Origin of the sequence: Cellulomonas hominis (assembly GCF_901521055.1) — a bacterium.
GTDB classification, from domain to species: Bacteria; Actinomycetota; Actinomycetes; order Actinomycetales; family Cellulomonadaceae; genus Cellulomonas; species Cellulomonas endometrii.
On sequence record NZ_CABEGA010000077.1, the window covers coordinates 1 to 14,953 of the forward strand.

Annotated in this window: 12 protein-coding genes; 8 read left to right on the forward strand and 4 right to left on the reverse strand. The window is 77.8% G+C overall.

All coding sequences use genetic code 11. The features are described from left to right. From KJP73_RS17330 to KJP73_RS17340, 3 genes are all read right to left on the reverse strand, one after another. Positions 1-736 (reverse strand): esterase/lipase family protein (locus KJP73_RS17330; RefSeq protein ID WP_213284129.1); only part of this gene is annotated, 736 nt, incomplete at its 3' end. Positions 737-777: 41 nt separating this feature from the next. Next, entirely contained in the window at positions 778-1,605 is an 828-nt protein-coding gene (locus KJP73_RS17335) for an alpha/beta fold hydrolase (protein ID WP_213284130.1), read from the reverse strand. A gap of 14 nt (positions 1,606-1,619) precedes the next feature. Then, positions 1,620-3,095: an aldehyde dehydrogenase family protein gene (locus tag KJP73_RS17340; RefSeq protein WP_213284131.1), complete on the reverse strand. Its 1,476-nt coding sequence runs from the start codon at positions 3,093-3,095 to the stop codon at positions 1,620-1,622. A gap of 246 nt (positions 3,096-3,341) precedes the next feature. Between KJP73_RS17340 and KJP73_RS17345 the strand changes: the two genes are divergently transcribed. Genes KJP73_RS17345 through KJP73_RS17385 form a run of 8 tightly spaced genes read left to right on the forward strand, consistent with a single transcriptional unit; the run spans position 3,342 to position 13,684 of the window. Further along, entirely contained in the window at positions 3,342-5,036 is a 1,695-nt protein-coding gene (locus KJP73_RS17345; RefSeq protein ID WP_213284132.1) for a carbamoyltransferase family protein, read from the forward strand. Continuing rightward, positions 5,033-6,649 (forward strand): HAD-IIIA family hydrolase, encoded by a 1,617-nt coding sequence (locus tag KJP73_RS17350; protein ID WP_249669502.1) that lies wholly within the window; start codon positions 5,033-5,035, stop codon positions 6,647-6,649. The genes KJP73_RS17345 and KJP73_RS17350 overlap by 4 nt, the downstream gene beginning before the upstream one ends. Further along, on the forward strand, positions 6,646-7,677 hold the full coding sequence (locus KJP73_RS17355; RefSeq protein WP_213284133.1) for a glycosyltransferase family 9 protein: 1,032 nt from the start codon (positions 6,646-6,648) through the stop codon (positions 7,675-7,677). Before KJP73_RS17350 ends, KJP73_RS17355 begins: the two co-directional genes overlap by 4 nt. Further along, the gene (locus KJP73_RS17360; protein WP_213284134.1) at positions 7,674-8,657 is read left to right on the forward strand and encodes a glycosyltransferase; all 984 of its coding nucleotides are present in this window, start codon (positions 7,674-7,676) and stop codon (positions 8,655-8,657) included. Before KJP73_RS17355 ends, KJP73_RS17360 begins: the two co-directional genes overlap by 4 nt. After that, positions 8,654-9,865 (forward strand): glycosyltransferase, encoded by a 1,212-nt coding sequence (locus KJP73_RS17365; protein ID WP_213284135.1) that lies wholly within the window; start codon positions 8,654-8,656, stop codon positions 9,863-9,865. The genes KJP73_RS17360 and KJP73_RS17365 overlap by 4 nt, the downstream gene beginning before the upstream one ends. Further along, positions 9,862-12,006, forward strand: a complete 2,145-nt coding sequence (locus tag KJP73_RS17375; protein WP_349628342.1) for a PfkB family carbohydrate kinase — start codon at positions 9,862-9,864, stop codon at positions 12,004-12,006. Before KJP73_RS17365 ends, KJP73_RS17375 begins: the two co-directional genes overlap by 4 nt. After that, positions 12,003-12,713 carry an SDR family oxidoreductase gene (locus KJP73_RS17380; protein ID WP_249669503.1) on the forward strand — a complete coding sequence of 237 codons (711 nt, stop codon included), beginning with the start codon at positions 12,003-12,005 and terminating at the stop codon, positions 12,711-12,713. Before KJP73_RS17375 ends, KJP73_RS17380 begins: the two co-directional genes overlap by 4 nt. Beyond that, entirely contained in the window at positions 12,704-13,684 is a 981-nt protein-coding gene (locus tag KJP73_RS17385) for a glycosyltransferase family 9 protein (RefSeq protein WP_213284136.1), read from the forward strand. The genes KJP73_RS17380 and KJP73_RS17385 overlap by 10 nt, the downstream gene beginning before the upstream one ends. A 15-nt stretch (positions 13,685-13,699) precedes the next feature. On the opposite strand, the gene KJP73_RS17390 is transcribed toward KJP73_RS17385, so the two are convergent. Further along, complete coding sequence (locus KJP73_RS17390) at positions 13,700-14,695, reverse strand: UDP-glucuronic acid decarboxylase family protein (RefSeq protein ID WP_213284137.1); 996 nt, start codon at positions 14,693-14,695, stop codon at positions 13,700-13,702. Between the last annotated feature and the right edge of the window lie 258 nt (positions 14,696-14,953).

A 14,953-nucleotide genomic window follows, 5' to 3' on the forward strand; every position in this document is an offset into this window, starting at 1 on the left:
GGGGGTTGTTACACAGCACCGGGCTCGGCCCGGCCGCGAACCGCTCCAGCTCCGCGAGCAGCAGCGGCACGAGCCCCGGGTCCGTGAGGGACCGGAAGTGCCCGGGCGTCGCCAGCCGGACCAGCCGCGCCCCGGGCAGCGCGCTGCCGCCGGGGATGTGCGGGTCGTAGACGGTCGCCGCCGACACGATCCGGCTGTTGTCCGCGCGCTGGGCCGCGAGCGCCGTCAGCACCTCGTCGTCCGGCAGGAACGCGCGGACGGACCGCAGCGGCAGCAGCCGCGCGTACGGGGACCCCGAGAACGGCGTGTTCACCGCGACCATGCCGAGCACGCGGTCCCGGACGTCGGTGCGCCCCATGACCGCCTTCCCGATCAGCCCGCCCTTGGAGTGCGCGACGATCACCACGTCCCGCAGGTCCTCGTCGCGCAGGGCGGCGGCCGCCAGCTCGGCCATGTCGGGGATGCTGCCGCGGTTGAGGCCGAACGGGGCGACGACGTGCACGGCGTGGCCGTGCCGGAACAGGTCGCGGGCCAGGGGCTCCAGGAACCGCCAGGACTCGTACACCCCGGGCAGCAGCAGCACCGCGGGCCGGCGGGCGGGGTGCGGGTCGGTGTACGTGTCCGGCGTGGTGCGCGAGAGCAGGCCCTGCACCTGGCGGGCTGCCGCGTAGGCGTAGTCGAGCGCCCACCACGCGGCGTGCCGCAGGAGCAGGGCGGGCCCGGGGCGCGACGGCACGGGGCGCGACGGCACGGGGCTCGAAGGCACCGGGCGCGCGGTCACCGGGTGCCCTCGCGCAGCCCCGGCACGTCGTCGCGCAGCTCCGGCACGCCGTCGCGGACCCAGCGGCCGACCAGCGGCGCGTGCGTCGCCATCGGGATGTGCCCGGCGTGCGGGACCTCCCGCACGGCGCCGCGGGGGGCCAGCCGCGCCAGCTCCCGCACCCACTCGCGGCTCGCGACCGGGTCGTCAGCCCCGCGGACCAGCAGGGCCGGGCCCGGCAGGCGCGAGACGGCCGCGGCGGTGTCGTAGGCGAACATGTGCGGCAGCACCGCGGAGTACCACCGGGGGCCGGCCCGGAGGTAGTCGGTCAGCACGATCGCGTTCACGCCCGGCGGCTCGTGCAGCCCGTCCCGCGCGAGCCGGCCGGCCTGCCCGAGCACGGTCGGTGCGGCGGCGTCCACGACGCTGCCGATCATCAGCACCCGCTCCACGACCTCCGGGGCCCGCAGCATCGCCTCGGCGACCACCTGCGCGCCCATCGAGTGCCCGACGAGCACGGCCCGGTCGACGCCGCGGTGCCGCAGCACGGCCAGGACGACGTCCGCGAGGTCCTCGACGGTGGGGACCCGCTCCGGCTTCGGGCTGCGGCCGAACCCCGGCAGGTCCGGCACGAGCACCCGGCGGTCCCGCGCGAGCTGGGCGGTCAGCGGCCGGAAGTACCGCTCGGACACCCCGATCCCGTGCACCAGGACGGCGGCGGGGGCACCGGGGTCCCCGACGTCCGTGACCACCACGCCCGCGGCCGGGTCCAGGCCGCGCGGCCGGGCGCCCCCGACCGTCCGCGCGAGCAGGCGTCCCGGTGCCCGGCGGTCGTCCGTGCGCACGCCACGCAGCACGCTCACGCCCCCGGGGCCGGCTCGAGGTGCACGGCCTTGAGCACGGTCATCGCCGCCAGCAGGTCCGGCCCGTACCCGGCGCCCGCGCCGCTGTCCCGGCGGGGGTCGGCGGAGCCGCCGGGCGCGCCGCCGAACACCGCGTTGATCTTGACCGTGCCGACCTCGAGCTCGTCGGCCGCCCGGAGCGCGTGCTCCAGGTCGGGCGTCAGGACGGTGGCGGCCAGCCCGTACCGCCCGGCGGAGGCCAGCCGCAGCCCCTCGTCGAAGTCGCGGACGCGGGTGACAGCAGCGACCGGGCCGAACGTCTCCTCGGTGAGCACCGCCATGTCGGCCGTGCAGCCGTCGAGGACGGTCGGCGGGTAGTACGTGCCGGGACCCTCGGGCGTCGTGCCGCCGGTCAGGGCCCGCGCCCCGGCCGCGAGCGCGCCGGAGACGTGCGCCTCGACGACGGCGCGCTGCTCCGCGTCGACGAGCGGGCCGAGCCCGGTCGCGGGGTCGTCGGGGGCACCGACGACGAGCGCCTCGGCGATCGCGACCAGCTCCGCCAGGACGGCGTCGGCGACCTGCTCGTGCAGGTACACCCGCTCGACCGACGTGCAGAGCTGCCCGGTGTTGGTGAACGCCCCGGTGGCGATCTGCCCGGCCGCCCACGCGGGGTCGACCCCGGCGTCCACGAGGATCGGGTCCTTGCCGCCGTTCTCGCGCAGCACCCGGGCGCCGCGGGCCCCGGCGGTCGCCGCGATCCGGCGCCCCGTCGCGGTGCTGCCCACCTGCGCGACGAGCGCCACGCGGGGGTCCTCGACGAGCGCCTGCCCGGTCGCCCCGTCGCCGTTCACCACGTTGAGGACGCCGGCGGGCAGCGCCTCGGCGACGAGCCGGCCGAGGTGCCAGCCCGGGACGGCGGACCGCTCGGACGGCTTGTGCACGACGGTGTTCCCGGTGACGAGCGCGGCGGCGAGCAGGCCGGCGGCCGCCGGGTACGGGTCGTTCCACGGCGTGATCACCGCGACCACGCCGTGCGGCTCCCGCCGGACCACGTCGAGCGCGCCGCCCGCGCCCGCGAGCGTCCGGCCCGTGGCGCCGAGCCCAGTGGTCGCGGCCTCGTCGAGCAGGTCGGCCGCCACCAGCGCCGACTCCACGGACTGGCCCAGCAGGCGGCCGGTGGCGGCGCAGAGCTCGGCGCCGAGCACGTCGGCCTCCGAGCGGACGGCGGCCGCGGCGGCCCGGAGCGCGGCGGCGCGCTCCCCCGGCGCGGTCCGGCGCCAGGCGGCGCGGGCGGCGTCGGCCGCGGTCACGGCCTCCGTCACCTCGGCGGCCGTCGCGGGCACCAGCACGAGGGCGGGCTCGCCGGTGGTGGGCGCGACGCGCAGCACCTCCCGGTCACCGGCCGCGGGGCGCACGTGCCCGTCGACCAGGTGCTCGGCGAGGCGGCTGCCGGCGGCGATCTGCTGCTGCGGCGTGGCGGACGTCAGGGTCACGTGGGCCTCCGGAGGGTCGTGAGGAGCGGGGTGATCGGCGTGGTCGGGACGGGTTGTCACGGGGTCGGACGGGCGGATCGGGACGAACCGGACGGATCGGAAGCACGGTTCAAGATGCGAACCGTGCTTCACCCGGACAGAGTGGCGCGGAGCACACGATCGCCGGGTCCAGCCAGCGGCCCGAGCCACGTCCCCCCGTACGTCGAGCACCTCGACTCTGTACGACTCAGGGAAGGTCGGCCACTCATGCGCATCCTGGGCGTCAACGCCATCTACCACGACCCCTCCGCCGCCCTCGTCGTCGACGGCCAGGTGGTCGCCGCGGCGGAGGAGGAGCGGTTCAGCCGCCGCAAGCACGGCAAGCGGCCCGTGCCGTTCGCCGCGTGGGAGCTGCCGGAGCTGTCGATGCGCTGGTGCCTCGACGTCGCGGGCCTGCGGCCGGAGGACCTGGACGCGGTCGCCTACTCGTTCGACCCGGCGCTGTCCAAGCCGGCCGAGGAGCTCGGCCTCACGGACCCGTGGGACCACCTGCGGCTGATGTATGCGGAGAAGGCCCCGAACTTCCTCGCCACGGCCCTGCCGGGCCTCGACCGGTCGCGCGTGCGGTTCGTGCCGCACCACGTCGCGCACGCCGCGTCCGCCGCGCTGGCCTCGCCGCACCCGACCAGCAGCGTGCTCGTGCTCGACGGCCGCGGCGAGCGGGCCTCCCACCTGGCCGGACGGTACGTCGACGGCCGACTCGAGGTGCTCGCGAGCCAGGAGCTGCCGCACTCGCTGGGGCTGGTGTACGAGTCCCTGACCGAGCACCTGGGGTTCCTGCGGTCCAGCGACGAGTACAAGGTCATGGCGCTGGCGTCCTACGGCGAGCCCCGGTTCCTCGACGAGCTGCGGGAGGTCATCCGCGCCACGGGAGACGGCGGGTTCGTCGCCGAGGCACCGGACTGGAGCCGCTGGGCGCCGGCCCGGGTCGACGACGGCACGTGGGGCGGCGACCACGCCGACCTGGCGTGCTCGGTGCAGGCGCGGCTGGAGGAGGTCCTGGTCGACCTCGCGCGCTGGCTGCACGGGCGCACCGGGGACCGGGTGCTGACGATGGCCGGGGGCACCGCTCTCAACTGCGTGGCGAACTCGCGGATCTGGCGCGAGTCGGGCTTCGAGGAGATGTGGGTGCAGCCCGCCGCGGGCGACGCCGGCACCGCCCTGGGCGCCGCGATGCAGGTCGCCGCCGACGAGGGCGAGCCGCTGCACCCGATGCCGTCCGCGGCGCTCGGCCGGTCCTGGTCGGACGACGAGATCGCGGCGCGGCTGCGGCTCGCGAAGGTGCCGTTCACGACGCCCGCGACGACCGAGGAGCTCGCCGCGGAGGTCGCCGGCGTGCTCGCCGACGACGGCGTGGTCGCCTGGTTCGACGGCAGGAGCGAGTACGGCCCCCGCGCGCTCGGCCAGCGGTCGCTGCTCGCGCACCCCGGCCGCGCGGAGAACCTGGAGCGCCTGAACGACGTCAAGGGCCGCGAGCAGTTCCGGCCCGTCGCGCCGATGGTCCTGCTCGACCACGCCGCGGAGATCTTCTCCGCCGGGCCGATCCCGAGCCCGTACATGCTGTTCGTGCACACCGTCGCGCAGGAGTGGCGGGACCGGATCCCCGCCGCCGTGCACGTCGACGGCACCGCCCGCATCCAGACCGTCGACCCCGCCGTGCAGCCGCGCCTCGGCGCCACGATCGAGGCGTTCCGCGACCGCACGGGCCTGCCCGTCGTGATCAACACGAGCCTCAACACCGCGGGCCGGCCGATGGTCGACGACCCGCGGGACGCGCTGGAGCTGTTCGGCTCCGCGCCGGTGGACCTGCTGGTCATGGGGCCGCACCTGGTGCGCCGGGCGGCCGTGTTCGCGGCGCCCGACGGGTCCCGGCAGGAGCAGGCCGGGGCGGTCGCGCCGTGACGGGCCCGCGGTGGTCGGTGGTCGTCCCGACGATCGGGCGCCCGCAGCTCCGCGCGATGCTGGGCTCGCTGGCCGCGCAACCGTTCGACGCGCACCGGTCCGACGCGCTCCCGGCGCCGGAGGCGGTGGTCGTGGTCGACGACCGGCCGCTCACCGACACCACGCCGCTCGACCTCGCGGACCTGGGCCCGCTGCCCGCCCCGCTGCGGGTGCTGCGCTCGGGCGGGCGGGGACCGGCGGCGGCGCGCAACGCCGGCTGGCGGAGCACGAGGACCCCGTGGGTGGCGTTCCTGGACGACGACGTCCTGCTCCCCGAGGGCTGGGCCGACGCGTTCGCCGCCGACCTGGCCGCCGCGGGCCCGGACGTCGCCGCCACGCAGGCGCGGCTGCACGTCCCGCTGCCCGCCCACCGGCCCCCGCTGGACTGGGAGCGCAGCACCGCCGGGCTCGAGGGCGCGCGGTGGGCGACGGCGGACATGGCCTTCCGTCGCGCGGCCCTGGAGCAGGCCGGCGGCTTCGACGAGCGGTTCCCGCGGGCCTACCGGGAGGACTCAGACCTCGCGCTGCGGGTGCGGCTCGCGGGGTGGCAGCTCACGCGTGGGTCCCGGACGACCACCCACCCCGTCCGGCCCGCGGACGACCGGGTGAGCGTCCGGGTCCAGGCCGGCGCGGCCGACGACGCGCTGATGCGGGCCCTGCACGGTCCCGGGTGGCGCGAGCTGGCCGAGACCGGACGCGGCCGGTTCCGGTGGCACGTCGCCACGGTCGCGGCCGCCGGGCTCGCAGCCGGTGCGGCACTGACCGGGCACCGCCGGCCGGCGGCCCTCGCCGGCGCGGGCTGGCTCGCGCTGACGGCCGACTTCGCGCGCCGGCGGATCGCGCCGGGCCCGCGCCCCGGCCAGCCGGACTGGGCGCCCGAGTGGCGCCGGATGGCGTGGACCAGCGCCGTGATCCCGTTCGTTGCCGTCCGGCACCGGCTGCGCGGCACGCTCGCGCACCGCGGCGGCGTCGACCCGTGGCCCGTCCCGGTGCGGGCGGTCCTGCTCGACCGGGACGGCACGCTCGTGCACGACGTGCCCTACAACGGCGACCCGGCGCAGGTGCGCCCCGTCGACGGCGCGCGCGAGGTGCTCGACGCGCTGCGTGCGGCGGGGATCGCCGTCGGCCTGGTGTCGAATCAGTCGGGCGTCGCCCGGGGCGTCCTGACGCGCGCCCAGGTCGACGCCGTGAACGCGCGCCTGGCGGAGCTGGTCGGACCGTTCGGCACGGTGCAGGTCTGCCCGCACGGCCCGGACGACGGGTGCACCTGCCGCAAGCCCGCGCCCGGCATGGTGCTCGCGGCCGCGCGCGCCCTCGGGGTGCCGCCCGCCGCCTGCGCCGTGGTCGGGGACATCGGCGCGGACGTCGACGCCGCGGTCGCCGCCGGTGCCCGGGCCGTGCTCGTGCCGACGCCGGCGACCCGGCCGGAGGAGGTCGAGGCCGCACCGGAGGTCGCACCGGACCTGTGGTCGGCCGTCGCGCGGCTCGTGCCCGGCGTGCTGCCGCCCCGGCACCGTCGCGAGGAGCCGGCACCCGACGGTGCGGACTCCGAGGCCGAGGGGGCGGCGGCGTGAGCCGGGTGCTGGCCGTCCGGCTGGACAGCGACGGCGACGTGCTGCTGACCGGCCCGGCCGTCCGGGCGCTGCGCGCGCTGGGGCCCGTCGACGTGCTGGCGTCCCCGCAGGGCTCGCGGGCCGCCGCGCTGCTGCCGGGCGTCGACGAGGTCCTGACCTTCGACGCCCCGTGGAGCGGCTACCGGCCCGCGGTGTTCGACCAGGCGGCGGTCGCGCAGGTCGTCGGCGCCGTCGCGGACCGCCGGTACGCCCGGGCGGTCGTGTTCACGTCGTTCCACCAGAGCCCGCTGCCGACCGCCCTGCTGCTCCGGCTCGCCGGCGTCCAGCACGTGGCCGCCACCAGCGAGGACTACCCCGGGTCGCTGCTCGACGTGCGGCACCGCCGCCCCGAGGGCCTGCACGAGGTGGAGGCCGCGCTCGATCTCGCGCACGCGGCCGGCGGGCACCTGCCCGCCGGGGACGACGGGCGGCTCGCGGTGCGCGGGCCGCTCCCCGAGGTGCACGGCCTCGTCCCCGACCTGCCCTACGTGGTGCTGCACCCGGGCGCCTCGGTGCCCGCGCGGGCGCCCCGGCCGGAGGACGCGCGCGCCGCGGTGGCCGCGCTCACCGGCGCCGGGTGGCCGGTCGTCGTCACCGGCGGGCCGACCGAGCGCGGGCTGACGGCGCGCGTCGCCGAGGGCGTGCCCGGGGCGGTGGACCTCGGCGGGCGCACCGACCTGGCCACGCTCGCCGGCGTGCTGGCCGGCGCCGCCGCGGTGGTCGTCGGGAACACCGGGCCCGCGCACCTCGCGGCCGCGGTCGGGACCCCCGTGGTCTCGCTGTTCGCGCCCGTCGTGCCGGCGGACCGCTGGGCGCCGTACGGGGTGCCGACCGTGCTGCTGGGCGACCCCGGCGCGCCCTGCGCCGGCACCCGAGCGCGGGAGTGCCCCGTGCCCGGCCACCCCTGCCTCGCCGGCGTCGACCCGGCGGAGGTCGTGGCCGCCGTCGACCGGCTGACCGCCGACGCCCGCGCGGGGGTGCCCGCATGAGGGTCCTCGCCTGGCACGTGCACGGGTCCTGGATGACGTCGTTCGTCCAGGGCGACCTCGACTACGTGATGCCGGTCGACGCCGGGCGGACCGCCGACGGGCTCGGCCGGGCCCGCACGTGGGACTGGCCGGAGCGGGCGCGGGAGGTGCCCGTCGAGCGGCTGCGCGACGAGCCGGTCGACGTGGTCGTGCTCCAGCGCCCGCGGGAGCTCGAGCTGCTGCAGGAGCTGACCGGCCTGCGCGCCGGGGTGGACGTCCCGGCGGTCTACGTCGAGCACAACACCCCGACGGGCCCCGCCGTGGCGACCCGCCACCACCTCGCGGACCGCAGCGACGTCCCCGTCGTGCACGTCACCCACTACAACGCGCTGGTCTGGGACAACGGCAGCGCGCCGACCACCGTGATCGAGCACGCCGTGCCGGACCCCGGCCCGCTGTACACGGGCGAGCGCGCGCGGGTGGCGGCGGTGGTCAACGAGCCTGTCCGGCGGTGGCGGGTCGCGGGCACCGACGTGCTGCTCGACCTGGCCGCGCAGGTGCCGGTCGAGGTCTACGGCATGGGGATGTCCGCCCTCGCCGAGCGGGCCGCCGCGGCGGGGCTGCGCGGCGACCTCGCGCTGACCGGCCACCTGCACGAGGACGTCCGGCAGTCCGAGCTGCACCCGCGGCTCGGGCAGGCCCGCGCGTACCTGCACCCGTACCGGTGGACCAGCCTCGGGCTGTCGCTCGTCGAGGCGATGACGATCGGGATGCCGGTCCTCGCCCTCGCCACCACCGCGGCCCCCGAGTCCGTTCCCCCGGAGGCCGGCGTCGTCTCCAGCGACCCCGCGGTGCTCGCGGCCGCGGCCCGGCGCTGGCTGGCCGACCCCGACGAGGCCCGCGAGCGCGGTGCCGCCGCCCGCGCCCACGCCCTGCGGCGGTTCGGCATGGCGCGGTTCCTGTCCGACTGGCAGCACGTCCTGACGGAGGTGACCCGATGAGGATCGCGATGGTCTCGGAGCACGCCAGCCCGCTCGCCGTCCTCGGCGGCGTCGACGCCGGCGGGCAGAACGTGCACGTGGCGGCCCTCGCCACCGAGCTCGCGCGGCTCGGCCACGAGGTCGACGTCTACACGCGGCGCGACGACCCGCGCACGCCCGAGCGGGTGCCGCTCGCGCCGGGCGTCGAGGTGGTGCACGTCCCCGCCGGTCCACCGGTCGCGCTGCCCAAGGACGAGCTGCTGCCGCACATGGGCGAGTTCGGCCGGTGGCTCGCGGACCGGTGGGCAGCGACCGCGCCCCCGGACGTCGCGCACGCGCACTTCTGGATGTCGGGGCTCGCGACGCTCCAGGCGGCCGAGCCGCACGGCGTGCCGGTCGCGCAGACGTTCCACGCCCTCGGCTCGGTCAAGCGCCGGCACCAGGGCGCCGCCGACACCAGCCCGCCGGGGCGGGTGCGGGCGGAGGTCGTCGTGGCGCAGCGCGCGGACGTCGTCGTCGCGACGTGCTCCGACGAGGTCGCCGAGCTGGGCCGGATGGGCGTGCCGGAGTCGCGCACCCGCGTCGTGCCGTGCGGCGTGGACGTGCGGCACTTCTCCCCCGCGCGGCGGCAGGGGCGGCCACCGGGCGGCCCGCGGCTGCTGTGCGTCGGCCGGCTCGTCGAGCGCAAGGGCGTCGACACCGTGGTCCGGGCGCTCGCCGACCTGCCGGACGCGGAGCTGACCGTCGCCGGTGGCCCGCCGCGGGAGCGCCTGGCCGGCGACCCGGAGGCGCAGCGGCTGCTGGACGTGGCCCGGGAAGCCGGCGTCGCCGACCGCGTGCACCTGCTCGGCGGCGTCGGGCACGCCCGGATGCCGGAGCTGATCCGGTCGGCGGACGTCGTCGTCGCGACCCCCTGGTACGAGCCGTTCGGCATCGTGCCCGTCGAGGCCGCGGCCTGCGGGGTGCCGGTGGTCGGCAGCGCGGTCGGCGGGCTGCTCGACACCGTGCAGGACGGCCGGACCGGTGTCCTGGTCCCGCCGCGCGACCCCGCGGCGCTCGCCGGTGCCCTGCGCGCGCTGCTCGACGACCCCGGTCGCTGCGCGGCGTACGGTCGCGCGGCCCGGCGGGCGGCCGTGTCCCGCTACGCGTGGGACCGGGTGGCCGCGCAGACCGCCGCCGTCTACCGGACGCTCGTGCGCCCGGCGCTGCGGGCGGTGAGTGCCGGATGAGCGCCGCCACCTGGCTCGAGGAGCACACGCGCGAGGTCGGCGGGGCGCTGGACGCCCTGCGGGGCGAGGCGCCGCGGCTCGACCGGTGGGCGGGCACCCTGGCCGCGGTGCTCGGCGCCGGCGGCCGGCTGCTCGTCGCCGGCAACGGGGGCAGCGCCGCCGAGGCGCAGCACCTCACCGCCGAGCTCGTCGGGCGGTTCCGCGAGGACCGCGACCCGTACTCGGCGATCGCCCTGACCGCCGACACGTCGACCCTCACCGCCGTCGTCAACGACTACGGGGCGGACGAGGTCTTCGCCCGCCAGGTGCAGGCGCACGGCCGGCCGGGCGACGTGCTCGTGCTGCTGTCGACGTCGGGCACCAGCCCCAACGTGCTGCGCGCCGCCGAGCGCGGTCGCCGGCTCGGCCTCACCGTGTGGGCGATGACCGGCCCCGCGCCCAACGCGCTTGCCGGCCTCGCGGACGACGCCCTGTGCGTCGCCGCCCCGACGACCGCCGGGGTGCAGACGGGTCACCTGGTGGCGCTGCACGCGCTGTGCGCGGTCGTCGACGAGCACGTGCTGCCGGGTCGCCCCTCCGCGTCGGAGCCGGCGGAGTGGAGCGCCCGGCCCGACACGCCGGTGCGTGTCGGGCAGGACGCTCCACTCGGCGAGGTGGAGGGCGTGCGGGAGTCCGGGGGCGTGCCCACGGAGCGGGACGTGCCCCCGCCGGGGCGCCGGCCGCGGGTCGTGGTCGTCGGCGACGCGCTGCTCGACCGCGACGTCGACGGCACGACCGAGCGGCTGTGCCCGGACTCGGCCGCGCCCGTGCTGGACGTCGCGGCGGTGCGGGAGAGCCCCGGCGGTGCCGGCCTCGCGGCCTTGCTCTGCGCGGCGTCGGGCGCGGACGTGACGCTGGTGGCGCCCGTCGCGGACGACGACGCGGGGCGCCGGCTCGCGGGGCTGCTGGCGCCGGAGGTGACCCTGGTGACCCTCCCCCACGCGGGCCCCACCCGCACCAAGACGCGGGTGCGCAGCGGCGGCCAGTCGATCGTCCGGCTGGACGAGGGCGGCCCTGGGCACCCCGACGACGTCGACGTCGAGGCCGTCCGGGAGGCGCTGCTGGGCGCGGACGCCGTGCTGGTGTCCGACTACGGCGCGGGCACAACACGGGACCCGCGGGTGCGGGCGCTGCTCGCGGAGACCGCGCCCCGGACCCGCACCGTCTGGGACCCGCACCCGCGCGGAGCCGACCCGGTGCCGGGCACGCTGCTGGTCACGCCGAACGTGGCGGAGGCCCGGCGCGCGCTCGACGCCGGGGCCCGGACGCCGTCCGACAGGCTCGCGGCGTCCCTGCGCGACGCCTGGGGCGTGCGCGGGGTCGTCGTCACGGCGGGGGCGCTCGGGGCGTACCTGGCGGCCGCGGGCGACACCGTGTTCGTGCCCGCCCCGCCGGCGCCCCACGGGGACCCGTGCGGCGCCGGGGACCGGTTCGCCGCGTCCGCCACCGTGGCGCTCGCGCGCGGCGCGGTCCCGTCCGCGGCGGTCGGTGCCGCGGTGACCGACGCGTCCGCGTGGGTGGCCGCCGGCGGGGCCGAGGGCTTCCGCCGCCGCCGCGACGAGGCCCCGCCGGTGGCGCACGACCCCGGGGACGGCGAGCACCGGCCCGAGGCCGAGGCCGACCCCCTGGCGGCGCTGGCCGCCCGGCTGCGGCTGTCCGGCGGGACGCTCGTCGCGACCGGCGGCTGCTTCGACCTGGTGCACGCCGGGCACGTCGCCACCCTGCAGGCCGCCCGGCGCCTCGGCGACGCGCTGGTCGTGCTGATGAACTCCGACGACTCGGTGCGCCGGCTCAAGGGCCCGGACCGCCCCGTCGTCGGCGCACCGGACCGCGCCCGGGTCCTCGAGGCCCTGGACTGCGTGGACGCCGTCGTGGTGTTCGACGAGGACGACCCGCGCGCCGTCCTCGACCGCCTGCGCCCGGACGTGTGGGTGAAGGGCGGCGACTACGGCGGCACCCGGCTGCCCGAGGCGGACGTCGTCGAGCAGCACGGCGGCCGGGTGGTCCTGCTCCCCTACCTGGACGGCCGGTCCACCACCTCGATCCTCCAGCGCACGGGCGCCGCCCGCAGCGCCTCCCGCTCGTCGAAGGAGCTCTCGTGACCGCTCTCCCGCCCCTGACCCCCCGTCCGCTCGGCACCGTCTTCGTCACCGGGGGCGCGTCCGGTCTCGGCGCCGCGGTCGTCGACGCCGTCGAGGCCGCCGGCGGCAAGCCCGCCGTGCTCGACCGCGTCCCCCCGCGCGAGGGCGTGCCCTACGTCGAGGTCGACCTGTCCGACTCCGCCGCCGCCGCGGCCGCCGTCGAGCAGCTGGTGCTCACCGCCGGGGAGCCGACCGGCGTCGTCACCGCCGCGGGCACCGACGCGTGCGGACCGCTCACCGAGATCGACACCGAGACCTGGGAGCGGGTCGTGCGGGTCAACCTGTTCGGCACCGCCGCGGTGGTCCGCGCCACGCTGCCGTACCTGGAGAAGGTGCGCGGCACCGTCGTGACCGTCGGCTCCACGCTGTCGCTGCGCGGCATGGGCGACGCGACCGCCTACGCGACCTCGAAGTTCGGGGTCCGCGGGTTCTCGCAGGCGCTCGCCGCGGAGTACGCCGGCCGTGTCGGGGTGACGCTGCTCGTGCCCGGCGGGATGCGCACCGCGTTCTTCGACGGCCGGGCCGAGCAGTACAAGCCCGGCCCGGACGCGGACCTGAACGACCCCCGGGCCACGGCGGGTGCGGTCGTGACCGCGCTGACCCAGCCGGTCGGCAGCGAGATCCGCGAGCTGCTCGTCATGGCGTCCGGCGAGAGCTCGTGGCCGTGACGGGCGGGCCCGGGGACGTCCTGGTCCTGCGGGCGCTCGGGCTCGGCGACCTGCTCACGGGGGTCGCGGCGCTGCGCGGCGTGCGGCGCCGGTGGCCGGACCACCGGATCGTGCTCGCGGCGCCGCCCGCCGTGGGCGACTGGCTGGTCCAGGTCGGCGTCGTCGACGCCGTGCTGCCCACCGCGGGCCTCGAGCCGCTGGCGTGGGGCGGCCCGGGCGGGCACGTGGCGGTGGACCTGCACGGCCGCGGCCCGCAGAGCCACCGGCTGCTGCTCGACACCGGCCCGAGGCTGCTCGTCGGGTTCGACAGCCCGGGGGCGGGCCACCGCGGCCCCGCGTGGCGGCCCGACGAGCACGAGGTCGACCGGTGGTGCCGGCTCGTGTCCGACGCCGGCGGCCCGTGCGGACCCGAGGACCTGCGGGTGGACGTGCCGGCACCACCCCGCAGCGGCGAGGTCGTCGTCCTGCACCCCGGGGCGGCGTCGGGCTCCCGGCGCTGGCCCGCCGACCGCTGGGGCGCGCTCGGTGCGCGTCTCACGACCACCGGGTGGGCGGTCGCGGTGACCGGCGGCCCCGACGAGCGCGACCTGTGCGCCCGCGTCGCCGCGCTGTCCGGGGCCGGGACGGTGGACCTGTCCGGCTCCCTGGACCTTCCCGGGCTGGCGTCGCTGGTCGCCGGCGCCCGCCTGCTGGTGTGCGGCGACACCGGCGTGGCCCACCTCGCGACCGCCGTCGGCACGCCGTCGGTCCTGCTGTTCGGCCCGACGCCCCCCGCGTGGTGGGGCCCGCGGATCGACGCCGACCGGCACCTCGTGCTCTGGCACGGCGACCTGGACCACCCCGGCGACCCGCACGCCGAGGTGCTCGACCCCGCCCTGGACCGGATCACCGTGGACGAGGTCTGGGACGCGGTCGGCCGCGGCCTCGTGCTCACCGCGCCGCAGGACCGACGGGTGGCCGTGGCGGACTGACCGGCGCGCCGGCCCCTACGCCGGGACCCGGACCGCCTCCGCGAACCACGCCACGGTCCGCGCGAGCCCGTCCTCCCACGTCACCTCGGGCGCCCAGCCGAGCACCTGCTGCGCGAGCGTGGTGTCCGGCCGGCGCACCTCGGGGTCGTCGACGGGCCGCTCGATCAGCCGGATCTCCGAGCGGGAGCCGGTGGCCGCGACGACGTCCTCCGCGATCCGCCGGACGGAGAGCTCCGTCGGGTTGCCGATGTTCACCGGGCCGGGGTGCCCGGACGCCGCGAGCGCGAGGATGCCCCGCACCAGGTCGTCGACGTAGCAGACGGACCGGGTCTGGCTGCCGTCGCCGGCGACCGTGATCGGCTCCCCGGCGAGCGCCTGGCGGATGAACGTCGGGATCGCCCGGCCGTCGTAGGGGCGCATCCGGGGGCCGTAGGTGTTGAAGATCCGGACGATGCCGGTGTCCACCCCCTCCGCGCCGCGGTACGCGGTGGTCAGCGCCTCGGCGTACCGCTTCGCCTCGTCGTACACGCCGCGCGGGCCGATGGGGTTGACGTGGCCCCAGTAGTCCTCGGTCTGCGGGTGCACCTGCGGGTCGCCGTAGACCTCGGAGGTGGAGGCGAGCACGAAGCGCGCGCCCTTCTCCTTCGCGAGGCCGAGGGCGTGCAGCGTGCCGAGGGCCCCGACCTTGAGGGTCTGGATGGGCAGCTGCAGGTAGTCGACGGGCGACGCCGGGGAGGCGAAGTGCAGCACGAGGTCCACCGCGTCGGGGACGTGCACGTAGTCGGTGAGGTCCGACCGCACGAGCCGGAACCCGGGGTCGTCCATGAGGTGCGCGACGTTGGCCGGGTTGCCCGTGAGGAAGTTGTCGAGGCAGACCACCTCGGTCCCGGCCTGCCGCAGCGCGGTGCACAGGTGGCTGCCGAGGAACCCGGCGCCGCCGGTGACGACGGCGCGGCGGAACGGGCCGGTGCGGGCGTGCGGGGCGGCGTGGTCGGGGCGGGTGCCGGTCATCGGGGCTCCTCTCGGTCGGCCGGTGCGGTGGCCACGGCGCTGTGGTCGGCGGGCGGGGCGGGGTGCTGGGTCTGTCTCTTATTTCACATCTCCGAGCCCACGAGACGCTACGCTATCTCGTATGCCGTCTTCTGCTTGGAAAAAAAAACATGCCATCGCCCAGCATCTTCTCACGCCTCCCACAGGAGTTGTTGTTTCCTCTGTGCTCCTGCTCGGTTTTTTTTCTAAGTTCCTTCCGCAGCTCAGACTCTTTCCCCA